This window comes from Actinopolymorpha sp. B9G3 (genome assembly GCF_040120725.1).
Classification (GTDB): Bacteria; Actinomycetota; Actinomycetes; order Propionibacteriales; family Actinopolymorphaceae; genus Thermasporomyces.
The window spans coordinates 100,758-121,209 of the sequence record NZ_JBEEAB010000001.1; the positions used below are offsets into that span (position 1 = coordinate 100,758).

Annotated in this window: 19 protein-coding genes; 11 read left to right on the forward strand and 8 right to left on the reverse strand. The window is 70.1% G+C overall.

Translation table 11 applies throughout. The annotated features are described in order from the left end of the window. Positions 1-7: 7 nt before the first annotated feature. From eno to ABNF93_RS00475, 4 genes are all read right to left on the reverse strand, one after another. Complete coding sequence (gene eno, locus ABNF93_RS00460) at positions 8-1,306, reverse strand: phosphopyruvate hydratase (RefSeq protein ID WP_349325449.1); 1,299 nt, start codon at positions 1,304-1,306, stop codon at positions 8-10. 191 nt (positions 1,307-1,497) lie between these two features. Beyond that, positions 1,498-2,679, reverse strand: a complete 1,182-nt coding sequence (locus ABNF93_RS00465) for a nucleoside triphosphate pyrophosphohydrolase (RefSeq protein ID WP_349325450.1) — start codon at positions 2,677-2,679, stop codon at positions 1,498-1,500. Positions 2,680-2,768: 89 nt separating this feature from the next. Beyond that, positions 2,769-3,410 (reverse strand): SurA N-terminal domain-containing protein, encoded by a 642-nt coding sequence (locus ABNF93_RS00470; RefSeq protein ID WP_349325451.1) that lies wholly within the window; start codon positions 3,408-3,410, stop codon positions 2,769-2,771. A gap of 193 nt (positions 3,411-3,603) precedes the next feature. Continuing rightward, on the reverse strand, positions 3,604-3,975 hold the full coding sequence (locus tag ABNF93_RS00475; RefSeq protein ID WP_349325452.1) for an ArsR/SmtB family transcription factor: 372 nt from the start codon (positions 3,973-3,975) through the stop codon (positions 3,604-3,606). Between the two features lie 380 nt (positions 3,976-4,355). On the opposite strand from ABNF93_RS00475, the gene ABNF93_RS00480 reads away from it, so the two are divergent. Further along, the gene (locus tag ABNF93_RS00480) at positions 4,356-4,931 is read left to right on the forward strand and encodes a TMEM165/GDT1 family protein (RefSeq protein WP_349325453.1); all 576 of its coding nucleotides are present in this window, start codon (positions 4,356-4,358) and stop codon (positions 4,929-4,931) included. 90 nt (positions 4,932-5,021) lie between these two features. Here ABNF93_RS00480 and ABNF93_RS00485 read toward each other — a convergent pair whose 3' ends face one another. Further along, a complete protein-coding gene (locus ABNF93_RS00485; protein ID WP_349325454.1) occupies positions 5,022-5,852 on the reverse strand; it encodes an aldo/keto reductase in 831 nt (276 codons plus the stop codon). Between the two features lie 132 nt (positions 5,853-5,984). On the opposite strand from ABNF93_RS00485, the gene ABNF93_RS00490 reads away from it, so the two are divergent. Continuing rightward, positions 5,985-6,512, forward strand: coding sequence for a GNAT family N-acetyltransferase (locus ABNF93_RS00490; RefSeq protein WP_349325455.1), 528 nt, complete (start codon positions 5,985-5,987; stop codon positions 6,510-6,512). On the opposite strand, the gene ABNF93_RS00495 is transcribed toward ABNF93_RS00490, so the two are convergent. Beyond that, positions 6,503-7,447 carry a CAP domain-containing protein gene (locus tag ABNF93_RS00495; protein ID WP_349325456.1) on the reverse strand — a complete coding sequence of 315 codons (945 nt, stop codon included), beginning with the start codon at positions 7,445-7,447 and terminating at the stop codon, positions 6,503-6,505. The two genes, ABNF93_RS00490 and ABNF93_RS00495, sit on opposite strands and share 10 nt — an antisense overlap. A gap of 820 nt (positions 7,448-8,267) precedes the next feature. Between ABNF93_RS00495 and ABNF93_RS00500 the strand changes: the two genes are divergently transcribed. Further along, positions 8,268-8,756 (forward strand): hypothetical protein, encoded by a 489-nt coding sequence (locus ABNF93_RS00500; protein ID WP_349325457.1) that lies wholly within the window; start codon positions 8,268-8,270, stop codon positions 8,754-8,756. Positions 8,757-9,119: 363 nt separating this feature from the next. Here ABNF93_RS00500 and mfd read toward each other — a convergent pair whose 3' ends face one another. Continuing rightward, the gene (mfd, locus tag ABNF93_RS00505; protein WP_349325965.1) at positions 9,120-12,773 is read right to left on the reverse strand and encodes a transcription-repair coupling factor; all 3,654 of its coding nucleotides are present in this window, start codon (positions 12,771-12,773) and stop codon (positions 9,120-9,122) included. A gap of 426 nt (positions 12,774-13,199) precedes the next feature. On the opposite strand from mfd, the gene ABNF93_RS00510 reads away from it, so the two are divergent. The 8 genes from ABNF93_RS00510 to ABNF93_RS00545 all read left to right on the forward strand — a co-directional run bounded on the left by ABNF93_RS00510 (position 13,200) and on the right by ABNF93_RS00545 (position 19,642). Continuing rightward, complete coding sequence (locus tag ABNF93_RS00510; protein WP_349325458.1) at positions 13,200-14,138, forward strand: hypothetical protein; 939 nt, start codon at positions 13,200-13,202, stop codon at positions 14,136-14,138. Further along, on the forward strand, positions 14,122-14,682 hold the full coding sequence (locus ABNF93_RS00515; RefSeq protein WP_349325459.1) for an RNA polymerase sigma factor: 561 nt from the start codon (positions 14,122-14,124) through the stop codon (positions 14,680-14,682). Before ABNF93_RS00510 ends, ABNF93_RS00515 begins: the two co-directional genes overlap by 17 nt. Continuing rightward, complete coding sequence (locus tag ABNF93_RS00520) at positions 14,679-14,993, forward strand: hypothetical protein (RefSeq protein ID WP_349325460.1); 315 nt, start codon at positions 14,679-14,681, stop codon at positions 14,991-14,993. Before ABNF93_RS00515 ends, ABNF93_RS00520 begins: the two co-directional genes overlap by 4 nt. Further along, positions 14,990-16,117, forward strand: coding sequence for an ABC transporter ATP-binding protein (locus ABNF93_RS00525; RefSeq protein WP_349325461.1), 1,128 nt, complete (start codon positions 14,990-14,992; stop codon positions 16,115-16,117). The genes ABNF93_RS00520 and ABNF93_RS00525 overlap by 4 nt, the downstream gene beginning before the upstream one ends. After that, the gene (locus ABNF93_RS00530) at positions 16,114-16,938 is read left to right on the forward strand and encodes an ABC transporter permease (RefSeq protein WP_349325462.1); all 825 of its coding nucleotides are present in this window, start codon (positions 16,114-16,116) and stop codon (positions 16,936-16,938) included. The genes ABNF93_RS00525 and ABNF93_RS00530 overlap by 4 nt, the downstream gene beginning before the upstream one ends. A 10-nt stretch (positions 16,939-16,948) precedes the next feature. Further along, positions 16,949-17,743 (forward strand): ABC transporter permease, encoded by a 795-nt coding sequence (locus tag ABNF93_RS00535; protein ID WP_349325463.1) that lies wholly within the window; start codon positions 16,949-16,951, stop codon positions 17,741-17,743. A gap of 193 nt (positions 17,744-17,936) precedes the next feature. Continuing rightward, a complete protein-coding gene (locus ABNF93_RS00540; RefSeq protein WP_349325464.1) occupies positions 17,937-18,305 on the forward strand; it encodes a YciI family protein in 369 nt (122 codons plus the stop codon). 47 nt (positions 18,306-18,352) lie between these two features. After that, positions 18,353-19,642: an RNA polymerase sigma factor gene (locus ABNF93_RS00545; protein ID WP_349325465.1), complete on the forward strand. Its 1,290-nt coding sequence runs from the start codon at positions 18,353-18,355 to the stop codon at positions 19,640-19,642. A 1-nt stretch (position 19,643) separates the two neighbouring features. Here ABNF93_RS00545 and ABNF93_RS00550 read toward each other — a convergent pair whose 3' ends face one another. After that, positions 19,644-20,372 (reverse strand): class I SAM-dependent DNA methyltransferase, encoded by a 729-nt coding sequence (locus ABNF93_RS00550; protein WP_349325466.1) that lies wholly within the window; start codon positions 20,370-20,372, stop codon positions 19,644-19,646. Positions 20,373-20,452 lie beyond the last annotated feature (80 nt).

The following is a 20,452-nucleotide window of genomic DNA, read 5'->3' on the forward strand; positions in this document are numbered from 1 at the left end:
AGCGAGGTCAGCTGTCCTCTGCCCCCGCGAACCTCGGGAAGGCCAGCCGCCCGGCGTACCGCGCGGCGTCGTCCAGCTCCTCCTCGATCCGCAGCAGCTGGTTGTACTTCGCGACCCGCTCGCTCCGCGCCGGCGCGCCGGTCTTGATCTGGCCGGAGTTCGTCGCGACCACCAGGTCGGCAATCGTGGTGTCCTCGGTCTCGCCGGACCGGTGACTGATCATCGTGGTGAACCCGGACCGGTGCGCCATTTCCACCGCGTCGAGCGTCTCGGTCAGCGTGCCGATCTGGTTGACCTTGATGAGGACGGAGTTGGCGGAGCTCTCCACGATCCCTCGGGCGATCCGTTCCGGGTTGGTGACGAAGAGATCGTCGCCGACGAGCTGCACCTTGGCGCCCACCGCCCTGGTGAGTTCGCCCCACCCTGCCCAGTCGTCCTCGGCCAGCGGGTCCTCGAGGGAGACGAGGGGGTACGCGGCGAGCAGCTCGGAGTAGTACGCCGCCATCTCCGCGGCCGACCTCTCCCCGCCCTCGAAGACGTACTTCGCCTTCTCCGCGTCGTAGAACTCCGTCGCCGCCGCGTCGATCGCCACCGTGATGTCGGAGCCGAAGGAGAAACCCGCCTTCTCGACCGCCTGACCGATCAGGTCGAGCGCGGCCCGGTTCGACGGCAGGTTGGGCGCGAAGCCGCCCTCGTCGCCGAGTCCGGTCGACAGTCCCTGCCCCTTGAGCACGGACTTCAGCGCATGGTAGGTCTCGGCGCCCCAGCGCAGCGCCTCCGCGAAGGTCGCCGCGCCGATCGGCGCGATCATGAACTCCTGGAAGTCGACGTCGTTGTCCGCGTGCGCGCCGCCGTTGACGATGTTGAGCATGGGCACCGGCAGCAGGTGGGCGTTCGGGCCGCCGATGTAGCGGAAGAGCGGCAGATCGGCCGAGTCCGCAGCCGCGCGCGCGACCGCGAGCGAGACACCGAGCAGCGCATTGGCGCCGAGCCGGGCCTTGTTGGGGGTGCCGTCGAGGTCGAGCAGCCGAGCGTCGACCAACCGCTGCTCGCTCGCTTCGTAGCCGACCAGCTCCGGGGCGATCTCGTCGACGATGCCGGTCACGGCCCGCTCGACGCCCTTGCCGCCGTAACGCGCCTCGTCACCGTCGCGCAGTTCGACCGCCTCGAACGCACCGGTCGACGCACCTGACGGGACCGCCGCCCGCGCGATGGTGCCGTCGTCGAGACCAACCTCGACCTCGACGGTGGGGTTGCCACGCGAGTCCAGAATCTCGCGGGCGGTCACGGCATCGATCGTGGCCACGTGGGTTCCTCCAGGTACGTCCTGATTGCGGTACGGATGTGAGCGCTCGCGCCCCCGGTGCTGCGCTACTGGATTGACGGGCTCGAGCCTAACGGCGCCACCTCGAGGCTGGACGAACCGACCCGCACCATCACCGCTTCGAAACCGCATCGCGCACGGGCTCGCACACGGGCAGTTGCGCCACCCCGCCGCTATGGCCCAGGGGCGTCGCCGCCTCCAGCGCCTTCGGAAGCCTCGCCCGACCCTGCGGCCGGCGGCGCTTCGGCAACTTCGACGGCCGCGACGAACCGGCGGCAGGCGTCCCGCAACGCCTGCTCGGGATCGACACCGGCCGCCCGTGCCTGCTCGACAAGTGCGAACAGCAGCTCGCCCAGCCGTTCGGCGGTGAGCGGCTCCCCGGTCGCCTCGGCTGCTGTGACGCGCGGGCCCTGAATGGCCAGCCCGGTTCGCTGCGTACGCCCCAGAAGCTTGTCGGCCAGCGTCAGGGCCGGCAGGGCGAGGGGGACGCCCTCCACCGCGGAGGTTCGCCGCTTCTCCTCGGCCTTGAGCTGGTCCCAGACGTTCTCGATCTCGGCGACATCGCCAGGGCCGGTTTCTCGCCGCGTCTCGCCGAACACGTGCGGGTTCCGGCGGATCAGCTTCTCCACCAGGTCACCGGCCACGTCGTCGATCGTCCACGTCTCCCCTCGCTCGCCGTCGTCGGCCCCGCCCTCGCCCGCGGCGCCCTCCTCGGCCAGTCGGGCGTGGAACACCACCTGGAACAGCAGGTCGCCGAGTTCCTCCCGCAGGTGCGTACGGTCACCCGTCTCGATCGCCTCGACGGTTTCGTACGACTCCTCGACGAGATAACGGACGAGCGACCGGTGGGTCTGTTCCCGCACCCACGGACAGTGGGCGCGCAGCTGGTCCATGACGGCGACCAGGTCGAGGAGCCGGGCACCGGGCAGGTCGTACGACGCAGGAACGACCTCGAGCTCAGGCACGACCGAGGCGCCCGCATCGGCGCGTTCGGCGAGCAGGTGGGCGAGTGCGCGCCCGAGCTCGCCGGCGCCGTCGTCAGGGGCCAGCCAGACCAGCTCGACTCCGGACGCGGCCTCGTCGAGGAGCCATCGGGCGAGCGCCGGGGCCGGCGCGGCCGCGGCGGGCACCGGGTCGCCGGCGCCATGTGCAGGGACGAATGCGTGCTCCACCGCGATCCCGGCGGCATCCAGCGGCGGGCGCTGCGGATGATCCGGATCGTCGGTGAGTACGCGGTCGGCCCGGCGCAGCCGCTCCCAGGCCGGCCAGGACAACAGGCCCGGCGCCACCCGAGGGCTGGTCAGCAGCAGCGTGAGACGTCCCGCCGGTGTCGGATCGGAACCTTCAGCCGTCACGATGCAGCCGTCCCGATGCGAGGGTCCCAGTCACGGGGGTCCCAGCCACGGCGGCGTCACAGTCACGGGGCCCGTTCGTCAACCGCTGGTCAGGGCCCGGCCGGCGGGAGCTGCGGCTGCTCCGTCTCGCTGGGTTCGACCAGCTGGCCGCCCGGCAGCAGCTGCGCGCCGTCCCACCTGCCGTATCTCGGATTGACCGTCACACCGACCTCACGCGAGGTCCGGCGCATCTGCTCGCCGAGAAGCTGGTCGGCCTTGGCCTGGTCAGCCTGGCTCGCTGGCGTCTTGCCGAGCAGGCTGGCGTTGAGCTCGCGGCGAAGTGCCACCCACCGGGCGAACTCCTCGCGCATGTCGCCGGGGATGAACACCTGCTGGGCCCGGATCTCGTCCTCCACCTTGTCGATGTCGGCCCGACTGGCCGTGACACCGAGCCGGTCGGCGGTCTCCGTGATCAGGCTGTCGTTGATCAGCTGCTGGAGGAGGGCGCGCTGGTTCTCGGCGAGCTCGGCCGTGCTCGGGTTGACCTGCCCGCCCGGAACATCGCTGGCGCGTGCCGAGTGGTCGAGGATCTCCTCGAGCTGCTTCTGCAGGAACGACACCGAGATGGTCTCGCCGCCGACCTGAGCCGCCGCGCTGGGATTGGACAGCGATCCACAGCCGGTGAGCGTGAGTCCGGCGGCGACGACAGCGGCAAGTACGGCGAGTCGAGGAGTACGCCTCAGGGCGAGCACGGGACCTCATTTCTTGCGGGCACGTCTTCGCGGCGGAGCACGTCCTGCCCAGCCGCCCGGCCGGGCGCCGACTTGGCTCCGCCCCGGGTCGGGCGGGCGCTGGCGGTGCGTTTCGTGTCGGCTGACGCCGCACCCGATCGTACGCAGGGCGGCGCTCGTAGCGCCCGGAGGGGTTGACCGGAAGCCGGCGGTATCAGCGCCTCGGGCGCCGACTGGGGTGGGTCGGGGTCGGTGGGTCGGGCGCGAGAGACCCGTCTGGCGCGATGTGGGAGAAGATCTGGTCGACGAGGGTGAGCACGTGCGGGTCTTCCACGGCATAGATGTGTCGGCGGCCATCCTTGCGGGCGGTGACCAGACCGGCCAGCCGGAGTTTCGCCAGATGCTGGCTCACGGCCGCCACGGTGGCACCGGTGTGCTCGGCGAGGGTTCCCACGTCGTACTCGTGGCGGGCCAACAGCCAGACCAGGTGCAGCCGGGTCGGCGCCGAGAGCAGGTCGAACGTGTCCGCGGCGGCCCTGAGCTGGGGCCCGGTCGGATCGGTCGAACGCCCCGCCTGATCAGTCATCGCTGCACCTGCGCGGTCATGGTGCGCTGAATTCTTCCGTACGCCGGGACGACCCCGTTCGCGGGCCGGAATGATCACGCCGCAGGCGCCGGCCTCGCGCACGATCGCCTCGAACGGCGCGAGGTAGTTCTCTCATTTGCGCAACTGATTGACAATCAGCGGCTGGCGGGGCACCCTTGAGCCTGCGAAGGGGAGTAGCCCTCAACACCGTGGTCGACACACTGGCGTCGCGCACCGCGAGCGATGCCCGGCCCGGCGGCCTTCCACCAAGGCGGGCGAGACCTTCGACCCAAGGCGATGTCGCCGGGTCGAGGTCACGCAACCCCTCGATCCGGCGGTACGACCAGACCGCTGAAGCATCGAGGAGTGGCACCGCCGGCATGGACGCTCTCGTTACCAGTTTCGCCATCGGCTTCGCCGTGATCTTCGTCGCCGAACTCGGCGACAAGTCCCAGCTGATGGCCATGCTCTTCGCGACCCGCTACCGCCCCGCACCGGTGCTCGCGGGCATCTGCATTGCCACCACGGCGGTCCACGCGGTCTCCGTCGGAGTCGGGCACGGGCTCGGTGCCGCGCTGCCGGCGACCTGGATCTCCCTGGTCGCCGGCCTCGCGTTCCTCGGCTTCGCGGCGTGGACACTTCGTGGCGACGTCCTGCACGAGTCCGACCAAGCCCGCACCCGCCGGACCGGGCGGTCCGCGGTCATCGCCGTGACCACAGCCTTCTTCCTCGCCGAACTCGGCGACAAGACGATGCTCGCCACGGTCACCCTCGCCACCCAGCACCAGTGGTTCGGGATCTGGGTGGGCTCCACCGTCGGCATGGTCATCGCCGACGCGATCGCCATCGCGATCGGCCACCACCTCGCCGTACGCCTGCCCGAGCGGGCGATCCGCTACTCCGCAGCGGCACTGTTCGCCCTGGGCGGTCTCTGGCTGCTCATCGGTGCGACCTAGATGGCCATGTAGCTGTGTGGCGTCGCAGGAATGGCGGCGTAGAAAGGCGCGCGCGGACGCCTTGCACGCGCGCCGGCGCCCTTCAGAGGCTCAGGCCCCGAACACGTCCGGGTCGGGCCCGGTCCGCTCACCCCTGTCCAGGGCGGTGATGGCGGCCACGTCGTCTGAGCTGAGCTCGAAGTCGAACACCGCGAAGTTCTCCGCGATCCGCGACGGGGTGACGGACTTCGGGATGACGACGTTCCCCAGCTGCAGATGCCACCGCAGAATCACCTGCGCCGGCGTCCGGCCGTAGCGCTCCGCCAGTCCGGTGATCACCGGGTCGGCGAGGACCGTGCCGCCCTGCGCGAGCGGGCTCCACGCCTCGGTGCGGATGTCGTACTTCGCGTCGAACTCCCGCATGTCGGCCTGCACGAGATAGGGATGGAGCTCGATCTGGTTGACGGTAGGGACCGTGCCGGTCTCGTCGAAGAGCCGCTGCAGGTGCGACGCCTGGAAGTTCGACACCCCGATGGCCTTGATCCTCCCGTCGGCGTACAGCTTCGCGAACGCCCGCCAGGTGTCGACGTACTTGTCCTGGCCCGCCGCCGGCCAGTGGATCAGGTACAGGTCTACGTAGCCCAGCCGCAGCTTGCGCAGGCTCTCCTCGAACGCCACCATCGTCGAGTCGTACCCCTGCTCGGCGTTCCACAGCTTCGTGGTGACGAACAGGTCCTCACGGGGAACGTCGCACTCGGCGATCGCCTGCCCCGTCCCCTCCTCGTTGCCGTAGATCGCGGCGGTGTCGATGCTGCGGTAGCCCACCTCGATGGCGGTCTTCACGGCGGCCACGGCGTCGACGTTCGGGACCTGCCAGACGCCGAAGCCGAGCTGCGGGATCTGCACACCGTTGTTCAGGGTCAGTAGGGGGACGGTGGACATGAACGAGTGAACCTCCACGAAGAGACGGTGCCCGGTGGTGGGCTGGTCGCAAGCAGACATCAGACCATACGGGCCGTCGAACGCCCACCGCTCCCCGTGGACCGCCAGTCCGCCGAGCTAGATTGGGCGGCCGTGGACGTCCGTACGCTCGCCTATGACCATCCCCACGCCACGACCCTGATCGACGAGCTCCAGCGGTGGTACGTCGAGTGGTACGGCGACACCGACAAGACCCCGGTCGATCCGGCGGAGTTCCAGCCGCCGAGCGGCCTCTTCCTCGTGGGCTACCTCGACGGTCGCCCCGCCGGGTGCGGAGGGTGGCGGATCCGGGATACCCGGGACCCGGACCTGTGCGACGGGGACGCCGAGATCAAGAGGATGTACGTCGTACCGTCGGCACGTGGTCGTGGACATTCGCGCACACTGCTGGCCGGGATCGAACGCACCGCCCGAGCGGCCGGCGTCAGACGCCTCGTACTGGAGACGGGCGCGCTCCAGCCGGAGGCGATCGGGCTCTACGAGTCGAGCGGCTACGCGCCGATCGGCACGTTCGGACTCCATCGCGACGAACCGCTGAGTCGCTGCTTCGCGAAGGTCCTCACGGCCGCCAGTACCCCAGATCGCCGCGACGACCCGTCCGATCGGCTGAGTCAGCGGTAGCCGAAGTTCTGCGTCGCCCAGGGCCCCCGCTCGTTCCCGAAGTAGACGCCGACCCCGATGGCCTCGAACCGGCAGTTGAGGATGTTCTCCCGGTGACCCCGACTGTCCATCCAGGCGTCGACGACCGACTCGGGCGTGGGGTAGCCCATCGCGATGTTCTCACCGCCCGGAGCGTCGTATCCCGCGGCCCGCATGCGGTCCCAGGGTGTGGTGCCTTCGGGCGACGTGTGGTCGAAGTACCCGCGCTCGGCCATGTCCTTCGAGTGCCCCCGGGCAGCGGTACGCAGCCGGTCGTCGGCGCGTAGCGGCCCGCACCCTTCCTCGGCCCGCTCGACGTTGGTGAGGCGGACGACCTCGTTCTCGTACGTCGCCTGCTTCGACGGTGGTGGGGCAGGTGCCTCGGTCTGCGTGGGCGACGGTTTCGGCGACGGCGTGCGCTCAGGCGGGGCTGTGGTGCGCTTCGGCTCCGGCGCCTCGGTCCTGGTCGGTCGCGGCGTGGGAGTCGGCGTCCTCGAGGGCTTCCGGGTAGCGGTCGGTGTGGAGGTGGCGGTCGCAGTGGCCGTCGGCGTGGCCGAGGCAGTCTCTGACGGTATGCGGGCCTCTCGAGCACGGCCGCGGTCTCCCACGGAGTCCGGGTTCTCGGTGGCGGTGCGTGACTGCCGTTGCTGGGAGACGAGGTACCACCCCGTCGTCGACACCACGCCGACCATGCCGACGACAGCGACCGTCACGGCGGCGGCCAACGCCCCGCGCCGCGGCCTCTTGCGGCGATGACGGCGAGGGTTCGCACCGTCGCGGTTCTCGGCGTGGGTGTCGGTGTCGTCCGGCTCCCAGTAGATCGGGGGGTCGCGGTCGTCTGGTGCGTCCCACAGGTGCTCGTCGTTCTGCCACGCAGGGGATCGGGCTGGGAGCTGCCACTGAGTGCGGTCGTCCAACTCGGCGTCGTCCCACCCCGGGGCCTCGTCCGACGAACGCCACGTAGCTCGAGGCGGGTCGTGCGGCGACTCCCAGTGTTGCCGGTCGCTCGGGGCGCTCCAGCCCGGATCCAGGTCGTCCGGGACGCCCCACCCCGCCGGTCGGCGGGGCGGCCACCCGCCCCGATCGGCGCCCTGGCCGCTTCGGGGATCGTCGGCAGCCGCCTGGTTGCTCAGCTCTTCCCAGGACCTGGGCTCACTGGAGTGTCCCCGATCCCACGCCGGTCGCGGCTGATCCCATGCCGGTCGCGGCTGGTCCCACGAGGGCCGGCTGTCTGCCTGCGGTTGGTCCCACGAAGGCCGGCTGTCTGCCCCAGGGCGGTCCCACGAGGGGCCACTGTCTGCCTGCGGTTGGTCCCACAATGGGCCGCTACTGGGTCGCGGCGGCCACGTGGGTGGTTCCTCCGGCCGCGGTGGTGACCACTCCGGCCGGTCGACGGGCGACGGAGGCTGCGACCATCCTGCGCCACCGGCCGCACGCCACTGCGGTTCCGGGTCGTTCCCGCGTCCTCCCCCGTACGGCCGGCCGGTCGGCGGTGGCCAGGTCCGCCGGCCATCGCCGTCGGGTTGGTGGCTGTCGCGTGGATGCTCGGGTGGCATGGACACTCCCCTTTCCCGCCACCCGCCGCGCGTGGAAGGAGCCGCGGCCGGGCGCATCTCTGGCGCCGGGCCGCGGCCCCTCTCCTACGGCAGCGGCAGTTCTATCGGTAACGGAAGGTCGGGCAATGGAAGATCGGGCAACGGCAACGGCAGGCCAGATGTCGGCGACGGACTCGGCGTCGTGGGGTCCGGCTCAGACGTCTCAGTCGGCGTGGGCGCCGGAGTGGTGGGGTCGGGCGAGTTCGTCGTGGGCGACGGCGACGACGTGGGCTCCGACGTCGGCTCCGTTGTCGGCGTGATCGTCGGTGTCGACCGCGGCAGCGTCTGGCGCGCGGCCTCTTCCTCTGCCTCCGGCAACGTCCGTGCCGGCGACGGTCGCGGTGCCGGCGACGAGGACGCATCGGCGGTGGCCGTCTGGTTGCCCGGCGTGGCCGAGTCGGGCGCGCCAAGCCAGTTCTGCTCGCTGCTGGTCAACCGGGTCGTGTCACTCGTGTCGGAGGGTACGCCGGCGCCCCGGGACAGACTGGAACTCGCCGGGGCGTCGAGCGACCCGGCAGCGGTGGGCGCCTGCCCTTGGGGAAGAAAGAGGAACCACCCGGCTCCGGCGGCCGCGGCACCGATGCCCAGGACTCCGGCAGCAGCGGCGGCCACGGGGAGTGCACGGCGTTGACTCTGCGGTTGCCCGCCCTGGTCGGACTGGCGGTGCGTCGTGACTGCTGTGGATCGGCTCGGCTGGCTGACCTCGCGTCGCTGGCGACGGGAACCGCGGTGGCGGCCGGGCCGTGACGACCCCAGGTCGTCGCGGGACGAGCCACCGTTGGTCGGTGACGAATCGGGCAGCATAGGCACTCCCGGTGGTCAGCGGATATTCGACGGGTCTCCCCCGCACACAGCCCAAAGCTGTCGTTACCCTAGCCGATCGCCCATGTGGCCCATCTGATAACAGTCTGTGACTAATAGCCCTGGGATCACCAGACTTGTGGTCGCCCGTGCCCCTGCGTATCTCTGCTCGGCAGGGTGCGTACGGGGGCCGTCAGGCGGGTGTCGACGACGAGGTGCTCGGTGCCCGGGAGTCGAGCACGACGGCCTCGATGAGATCGCGGGCCCAGCGCAACAGCTCGAGGTCACGCAGCGGCTGGCCGCCGATCGGTGCCGTCGCCGGTCGCGGCACGAGGATGGTCCTGACCTGCCGTTTCACCACCGTGCGGGGATAGAGACGGTTCAACCGCAGCTCCTGGCTCTCCCGCAGTTCCACCGGCGCGAACCGGATCTGGTTGCCCTGCAACGTGACGTCGGTGAGGCCGGCCTCCCTGGCGAGCAGCCGGAATCTCGCGACCTCGAGAAGGTTCTCCACCGGCTTCGGCATGATCGCGCCGTAGCGGTCGATGAGCTCCTCCGCCACCTGCTCCACCTCGTCGAGGCTGCGGACCGCCGCGAGCCGTTGGTACATCTCCAGCCGCAGCCGCTGGCTGTCGACGTAGTCGTGCGGCAGGTGCGCGTCGATCGGCAGCTCGACCTTGACCTCGGCCTCCTCCACGGCCCCCTCGCCACGGAAGTCGGCCACCGCCTCGCCGACCAGGCGTACGTAGAGATCGAAGCCGACGTCGGCGATGTGGCCGGACTGCTCACCACCGAGCAGGTTGCCGGCACCACGGATCTCGAGGTCCTTCATCGCGACGGCCATGCCAGCGCCGAGTTCGGTGTTCTGTGCCAGGGTGGCGAGCCGCTCGTGCGCGGTCTCGGTCAGCGGCTTCTCCGGCGGATAGAGGAAGTACGCATAGGCCCGCTCCCGCCCGCGACCCACCCGGCCGCGCATCTGGTGCAGCTGCGAGAGACCGAAGAGATCCGAGCGCTCCATGATGAGGGTGTTGGCGTTGGAGATGTCCAACCCCGCTTCGACGATCGTGGTGCAGACGAGCACGTCGGCGCGCTTCTCCCAGAAGTCGACCATCACCTGTTCGAGCTGGTGCTCGCGCATCTGGCCGTGCCCGACGACGACGCGGGCCTCGGGCACCAGCTGACGGATCCGGGCCGCCGCCTTCTCGATCGTGTTGACCCGGTTGTGGACGAAGAACACCTGTCCCTCGCGGAGCAGCTCGCGCCGGATCGCCGCGACCACCTGGCGTTCGTCGTAGCCACCCACGAACGTCAGCACCGGGTGGCGTTCCTCCGGCGGCGTCATGATGGTCGACATCTCGCGGATGCCGGTGATCGCCATCTCGAGCGTGCGCGGAATCGGGGTCGCCGACATCGTGAGGACGTCGACGCTCGCCCGCAACGCCTTCAGCTTCTCCTTGTGCTCGACGCCGAACCGCTGCTCCTCGTCGACGACGATCAGGCCGACGTCCTTGAACGACACCTCGTTGCCGAGCAGGCGGTGCGTACCGATCACGACGTCGATCGCGCCGGTCGCGATACCGGTCAGGGTCTCCTTCGCTTCGCGGTCGGTCTGGAACCGCGACAGCGCGCGCACCGTCACCGGGAACGGCGCGAACCGCTCCGCGAACGTGGAGTAGTGCTGCTGGACAAGCAGAGTGGTGGGCACGAGGATCGCCACCTGCTTGCCGTCCTGCACCGCCTTGAACGCCGCCCGCACGGCGATCTCGGTCTTGCCGTAGCCGACGTCGCCACAGATCAACCGGTCCATCGGGATCGACTTCTCCATGTCCTGCTTCACGTCGTCGATGGTGCCGAGCTGGTCGGGGGTCTCGACGTAGGGGAACGCGTCCTCCAGCTCACGCTGCCACGGCGAGTCGGGACCGAACGCGTGACCCTTCGTCGCCTGCCGAGCGGCGTAGAGTTTGATCAGCTCGGCGGCGATCTCCTTGACGGCGCGGCGTGCGCGACCCTTGCGCTTGGCCCAGTCCGAGCCGCCCATCTTGTCGAGGCTCGGCTGCTCGCCCCCGACGTAGCGGGTCACCAGGTCGAGCTGGTCGGTGGGGACGAACAGCCGGTCGCCGGGGTGGCCGCGCTTGGAGGGTGCGTACTCGATCACGAGGTACTCGCGCGTGGTGCGCTGCTGGCCGGTGCCGACCGTGCGTTCCATCATCTCGACGTACCGGCCGACCCCGTGCTGGTCGTGGACGACGTAGTCGCCGGGACTCAGCTCCAGCGGGTCGATCGTGCGGCGGCGGCGCGTGGGCATGCGACGCATGTCCTTGGTGGACGCGCCCCCTCGACCCAGCAGGTCGGCCTCGGCCAGGACGGCGAGCCGCGCCTCGGGTGCGACGAAACCGTGGTCGACGCGGCCGCGGGTGACGTGCACGAGCGACGGCTCGGGAAGCTGCTCGAGGTGCTCGTCGAGCCGGGCGGGCAGGTCCTGGCCACGCAGGACCTCCACCAGGCGCTCCGCCGGACCGTGCCCCTCGGTGACGAAGACGACCCGCCAGCCGTCGGCGATCCACCGGCGTACGTCGGTGATCATCGCGTCGGTGTTGCCGTGGTAGGCGTCGGCCGCCTGCGCGCTGACCGTGCGCGACTCGACCGCTCCCAGCTCGACGTCGACGTCGACCTGCACCAACTCGCCGGCTTCGGTACGCAGCGGTGCGGCGGGCGTCGCGTTGTCGGGCTCGGCCGCGAACGGTGACAGGCTCCACCAGGCGAGCCCGGCGGCGAGAGCGTGCCGGCGTACGTCGGCGAGGCTGCGGTAGGCGGCTGCGCCCAGGTCGATCGGCGCCTCTCCCCCGCCGGCGGCGGCCGCCCAGCTGGCGTCGAGGAACTCCTGGCTCGTCGCCACCAGGTCATGGGACCGGCTGCGGACCCGCTCGGGATCGCACACGACCGTGTGGGTGCCGGCGGGCATCAGGTCGAGGAGCAGTTCCATCTCGTCGACCAGGACGGGGGCCAGCGACTCCATCCCTTCGACCGCGTGCCCGTGCGCGAGCTTCTCGAACAGCTCCGCGAGCTCCGGATGCGCGACGGCGAGCTTGGCCGCCCGCTCGCGGACGTCGGCGGTGAGCAGCAGCTCGCGACATGGGGGTGCGTAGAGGCCATGGTCGGCGGTGCCGAGCGACCGCTGGTCGGCCACCTTGAACGACCGGATCTCCTCGATCTCGTCGCCGAAGAACTCCACCCGCAACGGATGTTCCTCGGTCGGTGGGAACACGTCGACGATCCCGCCCCGCACCGCGAACTCGCCGCGCCTCTCCACCAGGTCGACGCGGTGGTAGGCGGCCGCGGCCAACCGGCGTACGACCTCGTCGAGGTCACGCTCCTCGCCCACGTGGAGTGACACCGGCTCGAGGTCGGCCAGGCCTTTGACCTGCGGCTGCAGCACGCTGCGTACCGGCGCGACGACGACCTTGGGTCGTGGGTTCTCCGCATCGGGGTGGACCAGCCGGCGCAGCACCGCGAGCCGCCGACCCACGGTGTCCGAGCGCGGCGAGAGCCGCTCGTGCGGAAGCGTTTCCCAGGCCGGGTAGTAGGCCACCGCGCTGTCGTCGCCGAGCAGGCTCTGCAATGTGGCGGTGAGATCCTCGGCCTCGCGTCCGGTCGCGGTGACCGCGAGGACGGGGCGGTCCGCGCCACCGGTGTCGGTCGGCGCGGCGAGGGCGGCCACCGCGAACGGCTGCACCGCCTTGGGCGCGGTGAGGTCGAGTGGTGCCGCCGCACTCGCCCGTGCCGCTTCGACCGCGGCCGCGATCGCGGGGTCGGCGACGACGAGTTCGATGAGTCCGGTGAGGCCCATGGATCCCTTCCAGAAACAGAAGTGGTGGCCCGCGACGGCCATGTCGAGGGACAGTGACAAAGGCGACGGGGCAACACGAACGCCCCGATTCGCAGTGCGGACCGGGGTGAAGTACCAAGACTAACGCGCCCCTCCGACAACCCCCGCGCGAACGTCACCTCCCCGGTGATCATGACGGTGATCATGATCGTGATCATGAGGACTTTGCCAATCTATGGCCGACTTTTCCTTCAGGATCATGGGCTTCACCGGTCATACGGATCCGGCGGACGGTGGTCCCGGCCGGATCGATCGCAGAAATCGGCAGCGATTTCCCAACACCTGAGCGGTCCGTCCGTCTTCCTCTTGCGTACGACAAATTCCTTGCGTACGACACGTTCCTTGCGTACGACGCTCTGGGGAGCAGACGGTGAAGGGAAGAGCGCCATGACAGACCTGCAGGCGACCGGAGTGGTGGAGAACGTCCCGGTCCTCGACCTCTCGCACACGACCTGGGAAGAGGACCTGGCCGGCATCGACCGGATCGCGAACGTCGGCGCCGTCGTGGTGCCGGAGAACCTCGCCCACGCACTCGCCCGGATCTCGATGCAGAACGTCGGCGCGGTCGTACCGGTCCCCACCGGCGCGCACGTGCGGGTCCACACCGGCACGATGACGCTCGGCGGCGACGCCCTCGCCGACCCGGGCGGCGACAACGAGGTCCTCGTGGTGATAGGCGGGCTGCTCATCACCAGTCCCCTCACCCGGATCGGCTACCGCGAGGTCATCGTCATCGGCACGGTCCTCGCGCCCCGGGGAAGCGAGTCGGTTCTCGGCGCCGGCCTGACCCGGATGACGGGGATGGTCCACTACTACCGGTACGCCGAGGGGCAGCAGCTCAGACCGCTCACCGGCCAGCAGACCCTGAGCGGGAGCACCCTCGCCAACCAGGGCGGGTCACCCGATGACGTTCTCGTCGTCACCGGACAGACGATCGTCACCGGGCAGGTCACCGCAGTGGGCTTCCAGCAGATCTACTACACCGGAGAGGTGATCGTCCCACGCGAGAGCGAGTCCGTGCTGGCGCCATTGCTCGCCGGAGCCGGCCAGCTGGTGTGGTACGACGGGTCGCCACGGTGCTTCCTCGGCGACGAGACGTTCGGCCGAGGGTTCTTCGAACTCGTCGACGAGCCGCTCGGGCTCCTGCTGGTCGGGTCGTTCCGGATCGACGACGACGTACCCGCCGGCCTGCTCCGGGACAAGGTCACCTCGATCAGCCTGGTCGGCTCGCTCGCGGCGCCGAAAGAACTGATCCCGGTCGTCCAGCTGCTGGCGACCGCCAAGTACGGCGACATCTCGGTGGCCGGGGATGACGCGGAGCACTGAAGCCGAGGAGTCCTTCACCGAGATCTTCGAGGCGTACCACGCGAGCGTGCACGCCTACCTGCTCGGCCGGATCGGCGACCGCGAGCTGGGCCGCGACCTGCTGCAGGAGACGTTCCTGCGGGTGTGGCGGCGGTTCGACGAGGTGCGGGCACTGCCACCCCAGCGGCGGCAGGCGTGGATCTTCACCGTGGCCCGCAACCTGGTGACCGACTCCTACCGCGCGCGGGCCACCCGGGAAGCGACGGCCCGGACGCTGGCCGACCACATGGTGCCGACGACCGGCGCGGCCGCCGCCGACCCACCCGCCGCACACGTGGAGAGGAACGAGCTGATGAACGACGTGATGACAGCTGTCCGGACGCTGCCCGAGGAGGCCCGGGTGATCCTCGCGATGCACGCCGTCGGCGAGCTGACCAGCGCCCAGATCGGCGAGGCGTTGGGCCAGCCCGCCGGAACGATCCGCTACAAGCTGGCCAGAGCCCGGCAGGCGCTCGCGAAGGCGCTCGGGCTCAACACCCTCAGTCTTGAGGAGGTACGACGATGAACGAAGCTTCACCGCTCGACGACCTGCTGGCTGTCTGGTCGAGCGCGCTCCGGCTGCGGCCCGCGGAGCTGGAGGAGATCCGGCAGGCCATCCTCGCCGACCCCTACGGAGCGTCGACTCCCGGCCCGACGTCCACGTCACCTCCCACGCACGTGTCCACGCCGGCATCAGATTCAACGCCTCCGCCGACCGCGCCGGGAGCCCTGCCGACGTCGTGGTGGCAGACGTTCGCGGTCCAGGTCGCCGGTGTTGTCGTCCAGGCGAACCGTCCGCCCGCTCTCGCGGGCCTCCTCGGGGGAACCGTCTCATGACCGATGCCATCGACACCGACCGCGACACCGACCGCGTCACCGACCGCGTCACCGACCGCGACACCCGCCTGCACACCGCCGGATCCGGCGTGGACATGGCAACGAGTGCGGCCGACGACCTCAGCATCGTCGCCCACGACCTGCGCCGTACGTACCGCAAACGCAAGGGCTGGTTCCGCTCCGGCGAGGTCGTCGAGGCCGTGCGCGGCATCAGTTTCGGCGTACCTCGCGGGACGATCTTCGGCATGGTCGGTCCCAACGGTGCCGGCAAAACCACGACGATCAAGATGCTCTCGACGATGCTCATCCCCACATCTGGATCGGCGACCATCGGCGGGTTGGACGTCGTACGCCAGGAGACCGCCGTACGCCGCCAGCTCGGCGTCCTCTTCGGTGGTGACAAGGGGCTCTACAACCAGCTGTCCGGGCGGGAGAACCTGCGCTACGCGGGCCGCCTCTACGGCATGGACGACCGGGCGATCGCGGCCAGGTCCGAGGAGTTGCTCGCCCGGGTCAGGCTCACCGACCGCGCCGCGGAGCGGGTCGAGAGCTACTCGCGGGGCATGAAGCAACGCCTGCACATCGCGAAGACCCTGCTCCACGAGCCCGCGGTGGTGATCCTCGACGAGCCGACGATCGGGCTGGATCCTTCGGCGGCGATCGACGTACGCCAGCTGATCGCCGACCTGGCCGGCGAGCACACGATCCTGCTCACCACCCACGACATGTACGAAGCGGACCTGCTCTGCCGTGAGCTCGCCATCGTCGACCGCGGCATCATCGTCGCCAGCGGGACACCGGCCGCGCTGAAGGCGCAGGCGAAGGTCGACCGCCGGGTGGTCGTCACGCTGACCGAGCGGTCGGGATGCCGGGCGGCGGGCGAGGTGATCGACCGGTTGCGGGTGCTCGCTCCGGTGACACAGGTCCAGCACGACACCGGAGCCGACGGCGCCGTCGCCGCCACCCTGACGCTGCGCTGCACCGACACCACCGCCGCGCTCGACCAGGCGCTCGCCGTCCTTCGCGAGGGCGGCGCCGAGGTGCGCACCATCGACATCCGCGAACCGTCCCTCGAGGACGCCTTCCTCAGCGCCACCGGCCGAGAGTTCGAGGAGGACGCATGAACGCGGACACACCGGTCGGGCGGTTCCGCGCCGACTGGCGACTGTTGTGGGCCACGGTGCGGGTCTTCCTGCTGCGGTGGGCGTCCAACCCGATCATGCTGGTCCGCGCGCCGCTGATGCCGCTCCTGCTGCTGGTCAGCTTCACGGTCGCCTACCAGGTCTCGGGACAGGCAGCCGTGCAGCGCCAGGACGTCGTGGGCTTCCTCGTCGTCGGCATACTGGCCACGTTGGCCTGGAACTCGACGGTCTGGGGAAGCGGTCACGCGCTCCAGTGGGAGATCCACGCCGGCACCATCGCCTCGGTGATCGCCGCGCCCACCCGCACGATGCCCGTCGTCCTCGGCTACGGCATCGGCAACATCACCTGGGACATCACCGGACTTGCCTCCTGCATCGGCGCGGGTGCGCTTCTCGGCGCAAGGTTCGAGGTGGCCGACCCGATAGGCGCGCTGGTGTCCCTGGTGGCTGTCTACGCGAGTTCGCTGTGCATCGGCCTCGGTTTCGCCGGACTGTTCATCCTGTCCAGGCAGGCGAACGCGATGTCGAACTTCCTGCAGGCCCCGATCTGGCTGTTGGCGGGCTTCTTCGTACCGCGGACCGCGTTGCCCGACTGGCTCGAACCCATCTCCGCAGCCATCCCGCTGGCGCACGCCGTCGACGCCCTGCGCGCCACCACGCTGGCCGGCCGGTCGCTCGCCGAGGTCGGCGGTGCGCTCCTGGCCGCGGCCGCCACCAGCGCGGTGTTCCTCCTCGCCGGCGTCTGGTCCCTGCGCCGGGTGGACTACGCCATGCGCCGCCGCGGCAACCTCGACCTGCTGTGAGGAGCCTCCTGTGACTGCCCTCCCCTCCCCGATCCGGGTCGTGGCGGCGTCGGCGTACGCGGCCGGCCGGACGAAGATCCAGACCGCCGGGCCGGTGCCGTACGTCCTCGTCTGGATGACGCTGCCGGTCTTCACCCTGCTCATCGTCGGCCTCATCTACCGCGACGACCGTGAGCTGCGGGACTACGCCATCGTCGGCGGTGCCTGCCTCGCCCTGCTCTTCGGCATGCTCTTCAGCGCCGGCGAGATCCTCGACGACGAACGCCAGCGCGGCACCCTAGGCAACCTCTTCCTCGCACCGTGCTCCCGCTACGCGTGGCTCGGCGGCTTCCAGCTCTTCGCCGTCCTCGAGTCGCTCGCGACGGCGGCTCTGACGTTCACGACCGGCGCGGTCGTCTTCGGTCTCACGGTCGACATCGCGCCGCTCACCCTGCTGGTGACCCTCGTGCTCTTCATCTGCTGCATGTGGGGTGTCTCCATGATGGTCGGCGCGATCGGCGTCGCCATCCGGAACGCCAACCAGCTGTCCAACCTGCTCTTCGTCCCGATCCTGATGGTGGGCGGCACGATGTACCCGATCGCCCTGATGCCGGACTGGCTGCGGATTCCCGCCCGCTTTCTCCCGTTCGGCTACGGCATCCAGGCACTGGTCGACGCGACGACGAAGGGCGCCTCGGTCGCCGACCTGTGGCGGGAGCTCGCGCCGCTCGCCGGCTTCGCGGTGGTGCTGCCGCTGCTCGGCGTCGCTGCGTTCAGGCAGGTCGAACGACTCACCCGCCGCCGCGGGGCCCTCGACCTCACCTGAACAGGACCCTCGGCGCCACAGGTGAACCATGATCATGCGCGGCAAACCGGGCGGTAGCTCGTCCACAAGGGCCCGGCAACCCACGCATGATCATGACAACCTGCCCTGATGGAATGTCGTGGAGAGGGTCGCCGCTCCGACCTCCCTGTGAGGCCGCCCGTCCCGGGCGCGCCGAACCCGTGAGGAGCCCGCCATGAAGTACCTGCTGATCATGCATGTCAACCCCAAGATCCTCGACGCCCTGACCGAGGCGGAACGCGACGAGATCATGAACGGGCACGGCGAGTTCATGAAGACCATCCAAGAGTCCGGCGAAATGATCAGCACCCACGCGCTGGCCGATCCGTCGAACACCTCGGTGGTAAGCACGCGCGGCGGCGTGCCAGCAGTCACCGACGGCCCCTACCTGGAGGCCAAGGAGTACATGGGCGGCTACTACCTCGTCGACTGCGAGACCAAGGAACGCGCCGTCGAGCTCGCCGGCATGATCCCCGACACCAAGGTCGAAGGGCTGGCCGTGGAAGTGCGTCCGGTGATGTTCTCCGCCGGGTCGGACATGTGAGCCCACGCAGGGTTGTGCGCCCAAGCGGGAAAGGCACAGTCAGGCATGTGAGCACGGGCTGGGATGTGAGTACGCGGACGGACGAGTCGATCGAGGACCTGCTGCGCCGGTGCGCGCCGCAGGTCCTCGGCCTGCTCATCCGGCGGCACGGGCAGTTCGACGCCTGCGAGGACGCCGTGCAGGATGCTCTTCTCGCCGCTGCCGTCCAGTGGCCGGAGCAGGGCGTACCCTCCGATCCGCGCGCCTGGCTGCTCACCGTCGCCGGTCGGCGGCTGACCGACCAGTGGCGCAGCGACAGCGCCCGCCGACGGCGCGAGGACGCAGTGGCCGCTCAGGTGCCGGCACACGAGATGGTCCTCCCCGGCCCAGGCGACGAGCGCGCGGCGCAGGACGACGACACGCTCACCCTGCTGTTCCTGTGCTGCCATCCGGCCGTGTCCGAGCCGGCTCAGGTCGCCCTCACCCTGCGGGCGGTCGGAGGCCTGCGTACGGCCGAGATCGCCCACGCCTTCCTCGTTCCCGAGGCCACCATGGCGCAGCGGATCAGCCGGGCCAAGCAGCGCATCAAGGCCAGCGGCGCCGGCTTCGGACTGCCGCCCGAGCCCGAACGGTCCGATCGGCTCCGCGTGGTTCTCCACGTGCTGTACCTGATCTTCAACGAGGGCTACACCGCCACCTCCGGCCCCGAACTGGCGCGCAGTGGGCTGACCGACGAGGCGATTCGACTGACCAGGCAGGTCCACCGGCTGCTCCCCGACGACGGCGAGGTCGCCGGACTGCTCGCCCTGATGCTGCTCACCGATGCCCGGCGTACGACCCGGACCACCGCCGACGGCGCGATGGTGCCGCTCGCGGAACAGGACCGCGGCAGATGGGACCGAAAACTCCTCGAGGAGGGAGTCGCCCTCATCAGCGCCACCCTGGCCCGGTCATCGCTCGGTGCGTACCAGCTCCAGGCAGCCATCGCCGCGGTCCACGCCGAAGCACGGAGCACGCAGGAGACGGACTGGCGCCAGATCCTCATCCTCTACAAGATCCTGGACCGCATCTCGCCCAACCCCATGGCGACACTCAACCGCGCCGTGGCCACGGCGATGGTGGAGGGCCCGCAGGCGGGGCTCGACCTGCTCGCCACGCTCGACGCCGACAGGCGCGTCGCCGGCCACTACCGCATCGACGCCGTACGCGGACACCTGCTGGAGCTCGGCGGCGATCCCGCCGCCGCTCGGTCGAGCTACCAGGCGGCTGCGCGCGGCACGATCAGCCGTCCGGAACAGCGCTACCTCGAAGCACAGGCCGCCCGGCTTCGCGCGAACGACGATCCCGAGCCTGGTTGAGCTACCGGCGGCGGTAGACGCTGACGTGCAGCTTGCTGTCGGCGGTGAACGGCTGCTTGTCCCACCCGCCCCACCGCTCGGCGAGGCGGAGCCCGGCGATCCGCGCCATCAGGTCCATCTCGGGTGGCCAGATGAGCCGACACACGATCGGCCCGAACCGGATGCCCTTCTCGGACAGCGTGACATGGTTCTCCTCCAGCAGCTGGGTCACCGGGTCATAGCGGCAGACGTCCAGCCCCACGCTGTCCGTGCCGACCCATTCAGGCCGGACGTACTCGTGCTGGGCGGTCCACGCGCTCGGGACGGCCGCCTCCACCACGAACGCCCCGTCGTCGGCAAGGTGGCGGGCGGCGTTCTCGAAACACCGGACCTGGTCGTCCTGCGTCAGCAGATTGAAGAGGGAGTTGAAGACGAGGTAGACCAACGCGTGCGTGCCGGGGACCCGCTCCGAGGACATGTCGCCGACCGTGACGTGCAGGGCCTCGCCGCCAGGCTTCGACCGCAGCTGGTCCACCATGGCGCTGGACAGCTCGATGCCGGCCACGCTGACGCCCTGCTCGGCGAGCGGAAGCGCTATCCGTCCGGTGCCGATCGCGAACTCCAACGCGCGACCACCCCCGGCGACCTCGGCGAGGAACCGGCAGGCAGCCTGCTCGTCTCCTCGGAGCGAGTTGTCGTACCTGCTGGCCACGTCGGGGCCGAAGCTCGTCGCCGGGTCGAATCCGTCCATGCCGCCAAGCATTGTCCGCACGCCGACGCGACACCAACGAGTTTCCCCATGCCCCGCCGACGACGAGGACCGGCACGCCG

Bases quoted from the DNA above. Each gene is read 5' to 3' on its own strand.
- ABNF93_RS00485 (WP_349325454.1), bottom strand. From the start codon at position 5,852: ATGTCCACCGTCCCCCTACTGACCCTGAACAACGGTGTGCAGATCCCG.
- ABNF93_RS00510 (WP_349325458.1), top strand. From the start codon at position 13,200: ATGACAGACCTGCAGGCGACCGGAGTGGTGGAGAACGTCCCGGTCCTC.
- ABNF93_RS00480 (WP_349325453.1), top strand. From the start codon at position 4,356: ATGGACGCTCTCGTTACCAGTTTCGCCATCGGCTTCGCCGTGATCTTC.
- ABNF93_RS00550 (WP_349325466.1), bottom strand. From the start codon at position 20,372: ATGGACGGATTCGACCCGGCGACGAGCTTCGGCCCCGACGTGGCCAGC.
- ABNF93_RS00525 (WP_349325461.1), top strand. From the start codon at position 14,990: ATGACCGATGCCATCGACACCGACCGCGACACCGACCGCGTCACCGAC.
- ABNF93_RS00475 (WP_349325452.1), bottom strand. From the start codon at position 3,975: ATGACTGATCAGGCGGGGCGTTCGACCGATCCGACCGGGCCCCAGCTC.
- ABNF93_RS00540 (WP_349325464.1), top strand. From the start codon at position 17,937: ATGAAGTACCTGCTGATCATGCATGTCAACCCCAAGATCCTCGACGCC.
- ABNF93_RS00520 (WP_349325460.1), top strand. From the start codon at position 14,679: ATGAACGAAGCTTCACCGCTCGACGACCTGCTGGCTGTCTGGTCGAGC.
- ABNF93_RS00530 (WP_349325462.1), top strand. From the start codon at position 16,114: ATGAACGCGGACACACCGGTCGGGCGGTTCCGCGCCGACTGGCGACTG.
- mfd (WP_349325965.1), bottom strand. From the start codon at position 12,773: ATGGGCCTCACCGGACTCATCGAACTCGTCGTCGCCGACCCCGCGATC.
- ABNF93_RS00515 (WP_349325459.1), top strand. From the start codon at position 14,122: ATGACGCGGAGCACTGAAGCCGAGGAGTCCTTCACCGAGATCTTCGAG.